Below are 14,993 nucleotides of genomic sequence, written 5' to 3'. Positions count from 1 at the left end.
GTGCCCCTCACCCAGCGCCTCCGTGCGGCGGTGCCGGATGTCGTGAGAGTCAGCGGACGGTGGGTGAGGTCCGCACCAGCCCGGCTTGATAGGCGATGACGACGAGCTGGGCGCGGTCACGGGCGCCGAGTTTGGTCAGGGCGCGCTGGATGTGCGTGCGTACCGTCAGCACGCTGATGAAGAGGTCCGCGGCGATCTCCACGTTGGACTTGCCCTGCGCGGTGAGCACGGTGACTTCCCGTTCCCGCGGTGTGAGCTCGTTCAGGCGCTCCGGTGGTGCCATGAGGTCGTCCGGCGCGGGGGTGGCGAGGAAGCGGGTGATCAGGGCGCGGGTGGCCCCGGGGGACAGGAGTGCCTCGCCGGAGGCGACCGTACGGATGCCCGCCAGCAGGGTGTCGGTGGTGACGTGCTTGCCGAGGAAGCCGGAGGCACCGACCCGCAGTGCTTTTGCCACGTACTCGTCGGTCTCGAACATGGTGAGGATCAGGACACGGGTGCCCGCCAGCTCGGGGTCGGCACAGATGACGGCGGTGGCGGCGAGGCCGTCCGAGCCGGGCATGCGGATGTCCATGAGGACGACATCGGGGTGGTGGGTGCGCGCCAGCGCCACGGCCTCGTTGCCGTTGGCGGCCTCCCCGACCACCTCCAGGTCGTCGCAGGAGTCGATCAGGAGCCGGAACGTGCCCCGCAGCAGGGCCTGGTCGTCGGCGAGCAGGACACGGACGGTCACGCGGTTGCCTCTTCTCCGGAAGGGTCTTCCCGGCGCTCTTCCAAGGCCTGGGGATGGATCGGGAGCGCGGTGGCGACTTCGTAACCGCCCGCGGCACGGGGCCCGGCCCGCAGTTCGCCGCCGACGGAGTGGGCGCGCTCACGCATGCCCATGAGACCGAAGCCGCCACCGCGGGCCGTGGGAACGGTGGGAGCTGTGGGATCTGTGGGAGCGGTGGGATCTGTGGGAGCGGTGGTGACGGGCCCGTCGTTGGTGACGGTGATGAGCAGGCGGGAGTCACGGTAGGCGAGCTGTACGCGGGCCGCTCGGCCGGCCGCGTGTCGGGTGACGTTGGTGAGGGCTTCCTGAATGATCCGGTACGCCGTGAGGTCCACGCCCGGCGTCAGCGGCCGGGGCTCGCCTTCGGTGGTGACGGTGAGGGCGAGACCGGCGGATCGGCAGGTGGAGATCAGTTCGGGGAGCCGGTACAGGCCGGGTGCCGGCTCCAGGGAGTCCGCGTCCGGGTCGCCGGCCTGGCGCAGCACGCCCACGGTGGCGCGGAGTTCGAGCAGCGCGGAGGAGGTGGTGGACGTCAGGTCGGCGAGGATCCGCTGTGCCTGCTCGGGGTGGCTGCGCGCCAGGTGGGCGGCGGTGCCGGCCTGCGCGTTGGCCACGGCCATGTGGTGGGCGACGACATCGTGGAGTTCGCGGGCGATCCGCAGGCGTTCCTCGGCCACGCGCAGCCGTGCCTCCTCCTCGCGGGTGCGCTCGGCGTGGGCGGCGCGGGCGTGCACGGACTCCGTGTAGGCGCGCCGCAGGCGGGACTGGCCGCCGAAGGTGAGGGGCAGCATCAGCCACAGGAAGGGGCCTACGGTCCTGAGCAGGAACGAATGGCTGGTGGGGTTGGCGATCAGCGCCGTGGCCACGACGACGGCCATGGTCGTGCAGCCGTAGACGCGTGTGGTCCTCGCATCGGTGAGCGTGGCCAGCCAGTACAGCGCGACCATGACCGGTGCCAGCAGCAGCGGGCTGAGCAGATATCCTCCCGCGCCCATGAGCGCGGCACCGGTCGCGGTCACCACGACCCCGGTGCGCGGATGACTGCGCCCCTTCACGACAGCGACGCAGGAGACGACGGCGGCCAGGATCTGGACGGGCCACTCCTGGGGCGGCCGGCCACTGTCGGGCGTCGCGATCACGGAGCCGAGGACCGTGCAGCCGAACAGCGCGAGCACCGTCACCGCGTCCACGGTGTGCGGGTGGCGCTCCGTGTAGCGCTCAAGGCTGAGAGTCATCACGTCCCTCCGGTTGGTGCATGGGTCCATAGTGACCGATTTCCGGCTGAGGCCGCCCGGGCGGATCTCGGGCGGCCCCGGCCGGTGGGACGGGCTGGTCAGAGACGTGCCGGGACCGGTTCCTCCCGGGCCTGGTCGGGTAGCATGGCGGCGGCCGACCGGTGACTGAGCGCCTCGCCCTCGACATCGACATGCGGCAGGATCCGGTCGAGCCGGCGCGGCAGCCACCAGGCCCGGTCGCCCAGCAGGGAGAGGACGGCGGGGACCAGGGCCATGCGGACGACGAAGGCGTCGAGGAGCACGGCCGCGGCGAGTCCGAAGCCGATCATCTTGATCATGGAGTCGCTCTCGCCGATGAAGCCCGCGAAGACCGCGATCATGATCAGCGCGGCCGCGACCACGACCCGGGCGCTGTGCCGGAAGCCGGAGATCACCGACTGTTCGGCCGTTTCCCCGTGGACATGAGCCTCCCGCATACGGGAGACGAGGAACACCTCGTAGTCCATGGCGAGGCCGAAGACGATGCCCACCAGGAAGATCGGCATCAGGCTCATGATCGGTCCGGTCTGCTCCACTCCGAACACACCGGCTCCATGTCCCTGCTGGAAGACCACGACGACCGCGCCGAGGGCCGCGAGCACCGACAGCAGGAAGCCCAGGGCCGCCTTGAGCGGGACGAGCACGGACCGGAAGACGACCAGCAGCAGGATGACGGCGAGGCCCACGATGGTCGCCAGGTAGGGGAACAGGGCGGCCTGGACCTTGTCGGCGATGTCGATGTTGAGCGCCGTGGTGCCGGTGACCTCGAAGGAGGCTCCGGTGGCGGACTCGACGGCCGGCCGCTCGTCCCGGATGGTCTTGACGAGGGTCTTGGTCCTCTCGTCGGTGGGGCTGGTGGACGGCGTCGCCATGAACACCGCGGTGTCCGCGGCCTTGTTGAAGTAGGGCGGCGCGACGGAGACCACGCCCTTCGTACCGCCGATCTTCTCGGCGATCGTCGTCACGGCCGCCTTCGCGTCGGCGCCCCGCGCGTCCACGACAATGGTCAGCGGACCGTTGAAACCGGGCCCGAAGCCCCGGGCGAGGTCGTCGTAGGCGCGGCGCTCGCTGGTGGAGGTGGGCTTGGCCTCGTCGCCGGGCATGCCCAGTTGCAGGGACGTCATCGGCACGGCGAGGGCGCCGAGGCCCAGCACGCCGAGAATCAGTACGGGAACGGGGCGGCGCCAGACGAAGCGGGCCCAGCGGGTGCCCAGGTTGTCCTGGGCGTCCTGGGCCGCCGGCCCGGTCTCCGGGTTCCGTGACGCGGTCCGTGCGGTCCGTGCGGTCCGCGGCTTCCCGCTCCACCGGGGCTTCCCACCGGTCCGGGCGGCCTTCGCGCCCGGCGTGCCCGTCTTACCTTGCTCACCCTGCCTGCTCTGCTCGCCTTGCTCTCCCTGCTTGCCCTGCTTGCCCTGCTTGCGCGCGGCGCCGGACAGTACCGCGCCGGGCCAGAAGCCGAGGAAGGCCGGGACCATGGTCAGCGCGATGAGTACGGCGACGACGACCGCGCCGCTGGCGGCCAGGCCCATCTTGGTCAGCATCGGAACGCCGACCACCGCCAGACCGGCGAGCGCGATGACGACGGTGAGGCCGGCGAAGACGACCGCGGACCCGGCGGTGCCCACGGCCAGACCGGCCGCCTCCTCCGGGGCGTGTCCCTCGGCGCGTTCCTCGCGGTAGCGGGAGACGACGAACAGCGCGTAGTCGATGCCGACGGCCAGCCCCAGCATCATCGCCAGGGTGCCGGTGCTCGTGGACAGACCGAAGGCGGCGGCCAAGGTGGTGATCGTGAACATGGTGATGGCGACACCGAGGATCGCGGTCAGCAGCGGCAGCCCGGCGGCGACCAGCGAACCGAAGGTGACCAGCAGCACGACCGCGGCCACCGATATACCGATGATCTCGGCCACACCACCGGGACCGCCGCCGCTGTCCGTCGCGGAACCACCGGCCTCCATGGTCAGGCCCGACTCACGCGCCCCGTCCACGGCCTTCTCCAGCGCCGTCCGGCTCGCGTCGGTGAGGTCGTCGGCCGTCACCCTGTACGTGACGGTCGCGTACGCCGTCGAGCCGTCCTCGCTGACCGCCTTCGAGGTGAAGGGATCGGCGACGGCGGCGACCTGCGAGCCGCCGCCCAGTTCCTCCACCGCCCCCTCGACGACCTTCTTGTTCTCGGCCGCGGTGACCTTCTGCCCGTCGGGGGCGACGAAGACCACCCGGGCGGTCGCGCCGTCGGCGGCAGCCCCGGGGAAGCGCTCGCCCATCAGGTCGAACGCCTTCTGGGACTCGATCCCCGGCATCGAGAACCCGGAGTCGGTGGCTCCCGGCGCCCGGAGCGCGCTCAGCCCGAGACAGGCCAGCACACCCGCCCACAACACGGCGACGTACCAGCGCCGCCTGAAGGCCAGACGGCCCAGTCGATAGAGAAAAGTAGCCACGGCAAGGAACCTCACGTCGGATCTCACGGACCCGACCAGGCTGCCTCGGCAGGGGGTGCCGGGGCGTCGTGCGGCTGCTGGCAGTCGCGTCTACCGAAACCGCAGCAGCCGCTACTGAAACCGCAGTACATCCGCGCCGGTCCGTCACACCGGCGTCCGGATCACGGCGCCCGCGTTCCCGCTTCGCCGCCGTCCACGTAGGTCGCCGCCACCTCGATGTCCCCGATGCGCGACGGGTCGACGCGCCGGGGGTCGTCGCCGAGCACGACCAGGTCGGCGCGCTTGCCCGGGGTGAGGCTGCCCAGGGTGTCCTCCCAGTGGCAGGCCCAGGCGCCGGTGACGGTGTAGGCGCGCAGGGCCTCGTCAATGGTGATGCCCTCGTCCGGGCCGATCACTTGGCCGGAGTCGGAGGCACGCTCGACCATGAACTGAACGGCCCGCAGCGGGGACCCGTCGGCGACGGGGCGGTCGGAACTGCCGACGAGGGGGATGCCGTGGGCGAGGAACGCCCTGCCGCGGTAGAGCCACGGGGCCCGTCGCTTGCCCATGATCGCCGCGTAGTCGTCGCCGAAGGAGCGCAGGAAATGGGGCTGGACGACCGCGCTGACGCCGAGTCGGGCGAAGCGCGGGAGCTGGTCGGGGCGGATCAGGCCGGCGTGCTCGATGCGGTGCCGGGCACCGGGGCGCGGCCGGTCGCGCTGGGCGCGCTCCAGCGCGTCCAGAGCGAGGTCGGCCGCGCGGTCGCCGATCGCGTGGACGGCGAGCTGCCAGCCGGCGCGGTGACCGTCCACGATCGTGTCCACGAGCACATCGGGGTCGTCCTGCAACTGGCCCGCGTGGTCGAGCCCTTCGTACGGGTCGCCGAGTGCGGCGGTCCTGGCACGCTCCCCTCCCCCACGACCGGATTTCTCCGCGGGGTGCGGTGACCGCGTGCGTCAGGCCGCCGCTTCGATCGCCACGTCCAGGTGGTCGAGACCGCGCAACCCGTTGTTGATCATCGGCCGGCGTTCGAGGATCTCGAAGCAGGCGACCCGGTCAGCGAGCCTTTCCAGCAACGCGCTCATTTCCAGCCTGGCGAGGTGCATCCCGACACACACGTGCTCGCCCCGCCCGAAGGCAAGGTGGTCCGAAGGGCGACGGGTGATGTCGAAGCGCGTCGGGTCCGGGTAATGGCGCTCGTCGCGGTTGGCGGAGGCGTAGAGCAGCGCGACCCGTGAGCCGGCGGCCAGCGGAACTCCGCCGATCTCGTGGTCCTCGGTGAGCACCCGGCTGAACTGGGGCACCGGGGTCTCCAGGCGCAGCGACTCGTTGATCGCGTGCGGAATCAACGAGCGGTCCTTGCGCAGCAGATCCCACTGGTCCGGGTTCTGGGCGAACAGCGCGACGGTGTTGGCGATCGCGAGGATGGTCGTGTCCAGGCTGGGAGTGACGTAGTCGAGCATCATCACCGGGCACTTGTCGCGCGGGATCTCACCCCGGTCGGCGGCCTGGTAGAGCTGCGCCGCCCAGCCGTCGGGGTCGATCTTTCCGGGTACGGCGTCCTGCATGGCGAATGCCATGAACTCCTCGACGGCCGGCCCCGCCGCGGCTGCCCGGTCGTCGGCCGGTCCCTGGGTGTTCCAGATGGCCGCGGCCCACTCCAGCATCTTCTCCCGTCCGTGATCGGGCAGTCCGACCAGGTCCGACACCACGGTCATGGGAAGGTACTCCGCCAGTTCGGTGACGACCTCGAACCGGCCCTGGCCGACGACCCGTTCGACGACGCGGTCGGCCTCGGCCTCGATCCGCGGAGTCACCTCGCGCATCCGCTCCGGCCGCAGCGGCCGCCCCAGCACCGAGCGCATCGCCGTGTGCTCGGGCGGATCGCTGCACAGCGTGATCCCCTCCAACTGGGCGTTCACGGCCGGATCCACGAACACGCCCCGGGCCGACGAGAACGTCTGCCAGTCCATCAGTGCCGCCCGCACCTCGTCGTAACGGGGCAACGCGTAGAGGTCGTAGCGGGACAGGTACACCACCGGCCCGAGAGCCCGAAGCTCGGCATAGATGTCGTACGGGTCGATGCGCGCCGATTCGGTGTAGAGATCGACGTCGCTGACAGGTATCTGGGACAACAGTTCTCCAGGAGACATGTGGAGCGAACACCGCGACGGACAACCTAACCGGTGCCGCGCGGCAGGAGGCGCGATTAGCCGACGGGCTCCTCAGGAACATACGAAAGTAAGGTCGAGAACTGTCCTTCGGAAGGGCCCTGGGAAGACTCTCCCGCGACGCCGGGATCCTTCGCGTCGGCAAGAAGTGCCTACGTCTCGACGATCCTGTCCGTCCCGTGCACGACCGCCGGCCGAATCGTCGGCGGAGCCATCGGCGGCACACCCGGTCTAGGTAATTCACACCGACGCGAAGTCGCTCTCCGGCGCGGGACGGTGTCCGCATGAAACGACGCACAGCGCTGAAGGCCCTCGGACTCGGCATCGGGGGCGCGGTTGTCCTCACCGGCGGTGGTTACGGCGTCTACTACGCCGCCGCGAAGCAGGACACGGTCGGCAAGGTCGCCTTCGACCGGGCCCTGCCGATCCCGCCGCTGGCCGAGTCGGAGGCCCGCACGCCGGGTACCCGGGTGTTCACGCTCGGCATCCAATCGGGCAGGACCCGGTTCAAGGCCGGGTCCACCACCCGCACCTGGGGTGTGAACGGTACGTACCTCGGTCCGACGATCCGCGCGCGGCGCGGCGAGCAGGTCGAGTTCGTGGTGCGCAACGGCCTGGATCAGGACACCTCGCTCCACTGGCACGGGATGCGCCTGCCCGCGGCCATGGACGGAGGACCGCACCAGGTCGTCCCGGCCGGAGGGACCTGGCGACCGCGGTGGCTGATCGACCAGCCCGCCGCGACGCTCTGGTACCACCCGCACGTACACGGCTCGACCGCCGACCACCTGTACCGGGGCCTCAGCGGGCTGTTCATCGTCGACGACGAGGGCTCCGAGGCGTCGAAGCTGCCGTCGGAGTACGGCGTCGACGACATCCCGATGATCGTCCAGGACCGCGCGTTCGACGGGGACAACCAGTTCGAGAAGCGGGTGCCGCTGGGCGGCACACTGGGCATAGTCGGTGACGAGGTGCTCGTCAACGGCACGATCGGTCCCTACGTCGACGTCACGACCGGGCTCGTACGGCTGCGGCTGCTCAATGCCTCCAACGCACGCCTGTACCACTTCGGGTTCTCCGACGACCGGCCCTTCTCGCTCGTCGCCACCGACGGCGGCCTGCTCGCCGCACCGTGGAGCACCGAGCGCCTGTACCTCTCGCCGGGTGAACGCGCCGAGATCGTGGTGGCGTTCACGCCGGGTGAGCGGGTCGAACTGCGCTCCTACCCGTCCGCGTACGGCGGCACGCTGGGCCGGGTGGACGGCTTCGACGACCGTCTCGACATCTGCCGGTTCCGGGCCGCGGCCACCCTGTCCGACGGCGCGGAAATCCCTGCCGCGCTCGGTGCCGCACCGGACCTCGCCGGCGAACAGGTCGCGCGGAAACGCTCCTTCGTGCTCGCGTCGGACCAGATCAACGGCCGTTCGATGGCGATGGACCGCATCGACTTCGGTGTCCGCGAAGGCACCGTCGAGGTGTGGGACGTGGTCAACGACAACGGTTTCCTGCACAACTTCCACGTCCACGACGTGCAGTTCCAGGTGCTGACGGTCGACGGCGGGAAGCCGGAGCCACACCTGCGCGGCTGGAAGGACACCGTCCTGCTGACGCAGGGAAAGCACTACCGGCTGGCGATGCGCTTCCACGGCCACACCGACCCGAACACGCCGTACATGTACCACTGCCACCTGCTGCAGCACGAGGACAACGGAATGATGGGCCAGTTCGTCGTCCTGGGCGAAGGCGAGAAGGTCGGCGCCGTGCCGCGGACACACCACAGCTCCTGAACACCCGCACGCCCGAGCGTGGTGAGGGGTGCCCACAGCTCGGCGTAGTCCCGGGATCGACGGACGCGTACGGTGGACGACTGTTCCTTCCCGTACGCGCCCGCCCTGAAGAGCTCCCCTACGCCGTACTACGTGCCCGGCGCCGGTCCTCGTTCACCGTCGGGTGTCGGACGACCTCGGGGCGGCGTGGCCTTGTCACCAGGCTTCCCACCGCTGGTCCGACGCGCGATTGCAGTCCCACTGAATGACTTTGGTGCCGGACTGGGTGGTGCCACCGGGTACGCTCAGGCACTTGCCGGTGGCGGCGTTCTGGTAGCTGGCGTCCCTGCCGACCGGATTCCCGTCCAGAGTCCAGAGCTGTTCCCTGCCGTTGCCGCAGGACCACTGAATGGCCACCACGCCGTTGGCCGAGTTCCCCCCGGGGATGGCGAGGCACTTACCGCTGTGCCGGTTCTTCAGTCTGACCTGATTGCCGACGAACTCGGGATCCCAGCCCTGATCACTGGTGTTGGTGCTCCCGCAGGGCCACTGGATCAACTGGGTGCCGTTGGCCTTGCTGCCACCGGGTACGGCCAGGCACTGCCCGGTGCTCTGGTTCAGCAGCGAGAGTGGGGCGGCCGCGTCGGCGGTCGCCGGGACTGCCAGGACAAGGGCGGCCGACGCTGCGGCCGTCGCCAGAACCTGCTTGACGGTGCTCTTTCTCGACATGTGACGTGCTGTGCCTTTCTGTTCTGTGCCACCTGGACAGGTGCCGTTCAGTGATGATGCGGCTGCGAGGGCAAAGGTTGCTCACTCCAACCTCCCTTTGTGCGCAGCAGAGTGCTACGGCTGCTCGCTCACCGGTGCGGGGGCGGTTTCGGACCAACGCCGTTGCAGATCGGCGATCTTCGCCCCCATCTGCGGGTCGTGATCATCAACGGTGTCGTACCAGTCGTACTTCTCCACCAGAGGTATACCGATCCGGTCGGCGTGCGCGTGCGCCGGATGCGTCAGGTACTCCCAGTAGCCGTCGAGGTCCTCGATGACGAACACGCCGCCGCAGTCGTAGTCGCCTCCGAATTCGCGGCCGACGACGAACGACTTCACCGCAGGGATGACCCGGCCCTGGTCGCGCATGCTCTCCAGAGCCTCGTCGATCTGCTCCTGCGTCACGCCCGCCTTGGCCTTCAGCCGGACACTGTGGTAGATCATCGTGCTCCCCTTCGCGGGTGGTGAAACGCCGTCGCCGGCCGGCGACGACCCTTTCGCCTTCGAGGTCATGAGCCGACTATGAACCGGTCGGGTACCTCGCCATATCGGCATGAGTTGCCTATTCGACGACGCCTGGGGCTCCGAGCCGACGCGGTGTCCGGCACCCGAGATCCACTTCCGTTCGATGTCGTCCCTTGTCCCCCTATCTATCCATATGGGTCGCCGGCGTCTTGACGCACACCGAAACGGAGTGCACCCTTACTCAGGGAATCTCACCCCCGTCGGAACATGACGGATTTCAAGGGTCGGCGCATGAGCGAGTCGGTGCACCAAAGAGCTGCACACTTCCTTCGGACGGCACGGCGCGCGTATCAAAAGACCGACAGAACTGGCGTTCCGGAATAAGCCGACACTGCCGACGCTTTCGCGCAACTCTTTTTCCATTCCTCTCCGCCCCCCACAAGTTTCACGGCCGGGGCCAAAAGAAATGCCCCCTGACGCCCTCTCCTGCCAGACAACGTTGTCAGGGAGAGACGGACGCAGGGTGGCTCTACCGGTAATGGCGCACGCGCAGCCATTTTCTGACTCATTCTTCACGCTACGCGACCGAGAGAATCCGGGGTGGGCCATGAAAACACGTGATGTGTTGATCAGCGGTCTGGGAGCCTTTCTTCCCGAGCGCGTTCCCATCGGATGGGCTGTCGAACGGGGGCTGATCGACCGGAGCGCCGCAGAAGAGTACGGAATCACCAGTGTCGCGGTCGCGGGCGATATACCCGCCCCCGAAATGGCGGTGCGGGCATGCCGGCAGGCGCTCGAACGGGCCGGTCGGCATCCCTCGTCGCTCAGCTTGTTGCTCTACGTCAGCGTCTGGTACCAAGGCCCCCACGGCTGGTGTCCGCAGTACTACGTGCAGCGGCACACGGGCGCGGGGCAGGCCACCGCGGCCGAGGTCAGGCAGGGCTGCATGGGCATGTTCTCCGCCCTGGAACTCGCGGCGGCGCATCTCATGGCCTCGGCCGAGCACGAGGCCGCCCTCGTCACCTCCGGGGACAACTTCACCTCGGACCTGCTGGAACGCTGGCGATTCAGTCCGCATTTCGTCATGGGTGACGCGGGCTCCGCCGTCGTCCTGAGCCGGCGGACAGGTTTCGCCCGGCTCAGGTCGATCAACGCGATCACCCTCCCCGAGTACGAGGCCATGCACCGCGGTCCCGAGCCCCTGTTCCCGCCCGGAGCCGGCCTGCCGGGCAAGCTCGACTACGGCGATTCCAAGCACCGCTGGCTGGACGGCCCGGACCGGGACCCGGCCGGCCCGCTGAAACTCGTGGCGGCGCAGGACGAACTCATCAGCCGCACACTCGACGAAGCCGGCATCACGATGGACGACATCTCTCGCGTCGCCTATGCCAACGGGTCACGGGAACGCGTCGAAGGCCGCGCGATGATACCGCTGGGTCTGCCGATGTCCCTTTCGACGTGGGAACAGGGCCGTACCGTCGGCCATATCGGCGCCAGTGACCAGATGGTGGCGCTCGAACAGCTTCTCCTCTCCGGTGAGCTGCGACGCGGGGACCATTTCCTGATGCTCGGCGTGGGGCCCGGACTGAATATCGCCTGCGCCGTGATCGAGATCATCGAAACTCCGCACTGGTCCTCCGGCCGTCCGGTCACCGCTGCCTGAAAGGGGTCTCATGGATTTCCGCCTGAGTGCCGAACAGCAGGAGCGGTACGCGCGCATGCGGACAGCCGCGCGAGACCTTCCTTCGCCGTCTTCCACCGCCGGATTCCGCGAGGACGCCTGGAGGAAACTGGCCGGCCTCGGATTATTGGGCGCCGCCGTTCCGGAGGAGCACGGCGGTGCGGGCTTCGGAGCTCTCGACACGGCCCTCCTGTACGAGGGGGCGAGCGACGGCGGCGCGGACACCGGAGTGCTCTTCGCCGCGGCGGCCCATCTCTTCGCCTGCGTCCTGCCGGTGCTGGAGTTCGCGCGGCCCCGGACGCGCAAGTCCCTGCTGCCCGCCCTGTGTTCAGGTGAACTGATAGCGGGAAACGCCATGACGGAGCCCGACGCGGGATCGGACCTCTCCCGGCTGGCGACCACGGCCACCAGGGTCGACGGCGGATATCTCCTCGACGGGGTCAAGAGCTTCGTCAGCAACGGCCCGGTCGCCGATCTCTATGTCACCTATGCGACAACCGATCCGGACGGCGGTTACTTCGGTTCCACCGCGTTCGCCGTGGACCGCGACTCCCCCGGGCTGGTCGCGGGAGAACCGATGCCCAAGTCCGGCCTGACCGCCTGCCAGGCCGGCGAGGTTCGGTTCACCCGGTGTTTCGTGCCGGACGACCGGGTGCTGGGCAGCCCCGGCCAGGGACAGCCGGTGTTCCAGACATCGATGTGGTGGGAGCGCTCCTGCCTGTTCGCGATCTATCTGGGCCAGCAGGAACGCCTCATCCGGCGATGCGTCCACCATGTACGGGAGCGGCGGCAGGCCGGTAAGCGGCTCGCGGACGTCCAGCCGGTCGCGGACCGGCTGGCCGACATGCGGCTGCGGCTGGAGAGCGGCCGGCTCCTGCTCTACCGGGCCTGTACCGAGATCGACGACGGCCAGGACCCCTCCCTGTGGGTCGCCCTGGCGAAACTGGCCGTGTCCGAGGCCGCGGTCGCCACCTCGCTCGACGCCGCCCGGATCTTCGGGGGCCGCGCCTTCCTCACGGAGTACGGGATCGAGGAACAGGTGCGCGACGCCGCTCCCGCCACCACCTTCTCCGGCACGTCGGACATCCAACGGCAGCTGATCGCCCGGGAGATGGGGCTGTGAGCCGCTACGGCGACGGAGCTGGGAGCCTCAACGGCGACAGGGCGGTGAGCCTCTACAGCCCGGTGGTCGACGCGGCCGCCCGGACGCCGGACGCGCTCGCGGTCCACGACCACACCACCGGCCTCGGCTACGGCGAGCTGGACCGGCGCGCGGACACGTATCTCGCCGCGCTGCGCGGTCGCGGCGTACGGCCGGGCGACCGCGTCCTGGTGTGGACGGACAAGACGGCCGAAGCGGTGGCCGTCGCACAGGCGGTGTTACGGTGCGGCGCGGTCCACGTTCCCGTCCCGAGGAGCAACCCCGCCGGACGGGTCGCCCGGATCGCCGCGGACGCCCGCCCGGCGCTGATCGTCACGGACCACACCGACCGCGTCCACGGCATCGACTCCGTACCCTGCGCGGCTCTCTTCCAGGAGGCGGCCCACCGCTCGGGCGGCACCCACCGCTCGGACGCCGCCCACCATCCGGTCCGGCCGGACGACCCGGCGTACATCCTCTACACCTCGGGGTCGACGGGGGCGCCGAAGGGAGTCTGCCTCAGCCACGGGAACGCGCTCGCCTTCGTCGACTGGGCCTGCCGGGAGCTGGACCTCACCGCGGCCGACCGGCTCGCCAACCACGCCGCGTTCGGCTTCGACCTGTCCGTCTTCGACCTCTACGGAGCCTTCCGGGCCGGTGCCTCGGTCCACCTCGTCGGCGAGACCCTCGGTCAGGCCGCCGAACCGCTGGTCGACTTCCTGCTGGAACGGCGGATCACCGTCTGGTACTCGGTGCCGTCCGTCCTGGTGCTCATGGCCGAGTACGGCGAGTTGCTGGAGCGCGGACCAGGCGCGCTGCGCGCGTGTGTCTTCGCCGGCGAGCGGTTTCCGCTGAAGCCGCTGAAGGACCTGCGCCGCGGCTGGCCCGGCGTGCGCATGCTCAACTGGTACGGCCCGACGGAGACCAACGTGTGCACCTCCTACGAGGTGACGGCGGCCGACCTGGCGCGCACCTCGGCCATCCCGATCGGCTCCCCCGCCGCCGGGGACAGGGTCGCGCTGGACGACGGCGAGATCGTGGTCAGCGGCCCGACCGTCATGCTCGGCTACTGGGGCGCGGCGCCCCAGGCCGGCCCGTACCGTACCGGTGATCTCGGCCGGTACGACGCCGACGGTCTGCTGGAGTACCGGGGGCGCGTCGACGACATGGCGAAGGTCCGCGGCCACCGGATCGAGCCGGCCGAGGTGAGCGGCGCACTCGTCGCGCACGCGTCGGTACGCGACGCGGTGGTGGTCGTCGTGGGCGCCGGTCTCGACGCCCGGCTGCACGCCTTCGTCGTCCCCGAGACCGGCTGTGCGCCCGGGTTCGCGGAGCTGCGACGGCACTGCACACACCTCCTGCCGCCGTACATGGCCATCGACGCGCTGCACACGGTCGGCGGCTTTCCCCGCACCGCGAACGGGAAGGTCGACCGGGCGGCGCTCGGCCGCCTGGTGGCGCGGGGAGCGGGCGTATGACGGGCGACGCGGCCTGGGACGCCTTCTGGTCGACGCTGCCGGCCGAGCCCGGCGCCGCCCTGTGGGACTCGTCGCCCCGGCTGACCGCGGCACGGCATCTGCCGCTGTTCCGCGGCCATGCCGACCCGACGCTGCCCCTGATCGACATCGGGTGCGGCAGCGGACGGCAGACGCGGTGGCTGGGGCGCCACTTCGGACGGGTCGTCGGACTGGACATCGCCGAGGCCGCGGTCGAACTGGCCGCCGCGTCGCACGCGGCGCCCAACGTCTCCTACCGCCGCGCCGACCTCCTCGACCGGGACACCGCGGGGGCGCTGCGCGCGGAGTTCGGGGACGTCAACGTCTACCTGCGCGGTGTGCTGCACCAGCTCGCCCCGGACGACCGCACGAGGATGCTGGCGACGATCAGGCTCCTGCTCGGCGGCACGGGGGTCCTGTTCGCCCAGGAACTGACCGAACACACCGGCTGGTACGTCGCCGAGCTGCTCGCCGGCGGTGCCCACCTGCCGAAGACGGCCGGGCTGGCGGCCCATTTCGACTTCGGCGCCCGGGTCGCCCCCGCCCATGAAGGGCGCCTGCGGCTGCTGTTCGAAGGAAACGGATTCGACGTCGTCACCGACGGCGAGATCGCCCTGCACACCACCGAGCGCACCTCCGGCGGGCTTCCGCTGGAGCTACCGACGAGATACATCGTGGCGCGTGCGTCGGCACCGCTCCGACAACCGGAGGAACCGCAACCATGACGGACCTTGACCGCACGACACTGCTCGACCTGCTGCTCCGCTACGTGCGAGAGGAACTCGCGACGGGCCTGCCGTCCGACCTGATCACCGCCGACAGCCGGCTGCTTGAACTGGGGGTGCTGGACTCGGTGCGCACCGCACGCCTGCTGGCGCACATCCGTACCACGTACGGCGTGCGTGTTCCGCCCGTACACATGACCGGTGAGCACTTCGCCACGCCGGAGACGATCACCGACCTGATCCTGCTGCTCCGGTCGCGGACCGCCGCCCTCTGACACTCCCGCCGGCACTCCCTCCGGCACCTGTTCCGACACCTTTTC

12 protein-coding genes and 1 pseudogene are annotated in these 14,993 nt (G+C 69.9%); 6 read left to right on the top strand and 7 right to left on the bottom strand.

Annotation, left to right across the window (positions count from 1 at the left end; genetic code table 11):
- Nucleotides 1–49: 49 nt before the first annotated feature.
- The 5 genes and pseudogenes from ACFXKG_RS01725 to ACFXKG_RS01705 all read right to left on the bottom strand — a co-directional run bounded on the left by ACFXKG_RS01725 (nucleotide 50) and on the right by ACFXKG_RS01705 (nucleotide 6,595).
- Nucleotides 50–730, bottom strand: coding sequence for a response regulator (locus ACFXKG_RS01725; RefSeq protein ID WP_384830614.1), 681 nt, complete (start codon nucleotides 728–730; stop codon nucleotides 50–52).
- Nucleotides 727–2,004 carry a sensor histidine kinase gene (locus tag ACFXKG_RS01720; RefSeq protein ID WP_384830610.1) on the bottom strand — a complete coding sequence of 426 codons (1,278 nt, stop codon included), beginning with the start codon at nucleotides 2,002–2,004 and terminating at the stop codon, nucleotides 727–729. The genes ACFXKG_RS01725 and ACFXKG_RS01720 overlap by 4 nt, the downstream gene beginning before the upstream one ends.
- A 98-nt stretch (nucleotides 2,005–2,102) precedes the next feature.
- Nucleotides 2,103–4,481, bottom strand: coding sequence for an MMPL family transporter (locus tag ACFXKG_RS01715; RefSeq protein WP_384830607.1), 2,379 nt, complete (start codon nucleotides 4,479–4,481; stop codon nucleotides 2,103–2,105).
- Nucleotides 4,482–4,642: 161 nt separating this feature from the next.
- Nucleotides 4,643–5,374, bottom strand: a pseudogene (locus tag ACFXKG_RS01710) (amidohydrolase); the annotation flags it as partial.
- A gap of 42 nt (nucleotides 5,375–5,416) precedes the next feature.
- A complete protein-coding gene (locus tag ACFXKG_RS01705; protein WP_384830604.1) occupies nucleotides 5,417–6,595 on the bottom strand; it encodes a cytochrome P450 in 1,179 nt (392 codons plus the stop codon).
- 320 nt (nucleotides 6,596–6,915) lie between these two features.
- Here ACFXKG_RS01705 and ACFXKG_RS01700 point away from each other — a divergent pair, with 320 nt between their 5' ends.
- Nucleotides 6,916–8,418 carry a multicopper oxidase family protein gene (locus ACFXKG_RS01700; protein ID WP_384830601.1) on the top strand — a complete coding sequence of 501 codons (1,503 nt, stop codon included), beginning with the start codon at nucleotides 6,916–6,918 and terminating at the stop codon, nucleotides 8,416–8,418.
- Nucleotides 8,419–8,613: 195 nt separating this feature from the next.
- Here ACFXKG_RS01700 and ACFXKG_RS01695 read toward each other — a convergent pair whose 3' ends face one another.
- Both ACFXKG_RS01695 and ACFXKG_RS01690 read right to left on the bottom strand, forming a co-directional pair.
- Complete coding sequence (locus ACFXKG_RS01695; RefSeq protein ID WP_384830598.1) at nucleotides 8,614–9,126, bottom strand: RICIN domain-containing protein; 513 nt, start codon at nucleotides 9,124–9,126, stop codon at nucleotides 8,614–8,616.
- A 114-nt stretch (nucleotides 9,127–9,240) separates the two neighbouring features.
- Nucleotides 9,241–9,609 (bottom strand): Dabb family protein, encoded by a 369-nt coding sequence (locus ACFXKG_RS01690; RefSeq protein ID WP_384830595.1) that lies wholly within the window; start codon nucleotides 9,607–9,609, stop codon nucleotides 9,241–9,243.
- Between the two features lie 559 nt (nucleotides 9,610–10,168).
- Between ACFXKG_RS01690 and ACFXKG_RS01685 the strand changes: the two genes are divergently transcribed.
- The 5 genes from ACFXKG_RS01685 to ACFXKG_RS01665 are packed head-to-tail and all read left to right on the top strand — an operon-like array spanning nucleotide 10,169 to nucleotide 14,948.
- Nucleotides 10,169–11,293 (top strand): ketoacyl-ACP synthase III family protein, encoded by a 1,125-nt coding sequence (locus ACFXKG_RS01685; RefSeq protein ID WP_384830592.1) that lies wholly within the window; start codon nucleotides 10,169–10,171, stop codon nucleotides 11,291–11,293.
- Between the two features lie 10 nt (nucleotides 11,294–11,303).
- Nucleotides 11,304–12,434 (top strand): acyl-CoA dehydrogenase family protein, encoded by a 1,131-nt coding sequence (locus ACFXKG_RS01680; RefSeq protein ID WP_384830589.1) that lies wholly within the window; start codon nucleotides 11,304–11,306, stop codon nucleotides 12,432–12,434.
- Nucleotides 12,431–13,930, top strand: a complete 1,500-nt coding sequence (locus ACFXKG_RS01675; RefSeq protein ID WP_384830586.1) for an AMP-binding protein — start codon at nucleotides 12,431–12,433, stop codon at nucleotides 13,928–13,930. Before ACFXKG_RS01680 ends, ACFXKG_RS01675 begins: the two co-directional genes overlap by 4 nt.
- On the top strand, nucleotides 13,927–14,673 hold the full coding sequence (locus tag ACFXKG_RS01670) for a class I SAM-dependent methyltransferase (protein ID WP_384830584.1): 747 nt from the start codon (nucleotides 13,927–13,929) through the stop codon (nucleotides 14,671–14,673). The genes ACFXKG_RS01675 and ACFXKG_RS01670 overlap by 4 nt, the downstream gene beginning before the upstream one ends.
- Nucleotides 14,670–14,948, top strand: a complete 279-nt coding sequence (locus ACFXKG_RS01665) for a phosphopantetheine-binding protein (RefSeq protein ID WP_382895554.1) — start codon at nucleotides 14,670–14,672, stop codon at nucleotides 14,946–14,948. The genes ACFXKG_RS01670 and ACFXKG_RS01665 overlap by 4 nt, the downstream gene beginning before the upstream one ends.
- The last annotated feature ends 45 nt before the right edge of the window (nucleotides 14,949–14,993 follow it).

Origin of the sequence: Streptomyces sp. NPDC059255, assembly GCF_042752355.1 — a bacterium.
Classification (GTDB): domain Bacteria; phylum Actinomycetota; class Actinomycetes; order Streptomycetales; family Streptomycetaceae; genus Streptomyces.
The sequence above is the reverse complement of the archived record's forward strand: the minus strand, read 5'-3'. Positions and strand labels throughout refer to the sequence as shown.

Coding starts and splice junctions, on each gene's coding strand:
- ACFXKG_RS01720 (WP_384830610.1), bottom strand. CDS start 2,004: ATGACTCTCAGCCTTGAGCGCTACACGGAGCGCCACCCGCACACCGTG.
- ACFXKG_RS01670 (WP_384830584.1), top strand. CDS start 13,927: ATGACGGGCGACGCGGCCTGGGACGCCTTCTGGTCGACGCTGCCGGCC.
- ACFXKG_RS01685 (WP_384830592.1), top strand. CDS start 10,169: ATGGCGCACGCGCAGCCATTTTCTGACTCATTCTTCACGCTACGCGAC.
- ACFXKG_RS01680 (WP_384830589.1), top strand. CDS start 11,304: ATGGATTTCCGCCTGAGTGCCGAACAGCAGGAGCGGTACGCGCGCATG.
- ACFXKG_RS01700 (WP_384830601.1), top strand. CDS start 6,916: ATGAAACGACGCACAGCGCTGAAGGCCCTCGGACTCGGCATCGGGGGC.
- ACFXKG_RS01695 (WP_384830598.1), bottom strand. CDS start 9,126: ATGTCGAGAAAGAGCACCGTCAAGCAGGTTCTGGCGACGGCCGCAGCG.
- ACFXKG_RS01690 (WP_384830595.1), bottom strand. CDS start 9,609: ATGATCTACCACAGTGTCCGGCTGAAGGCCAAGGCGGGCGTGACGCAG.
- ACFXKG_RS01665 (WP_382895554.1), top strand. CDS start 14,670: ATGACGGACCTTGACCGCACGACACTGCTCGACCTGCTGCTCCGCTAC.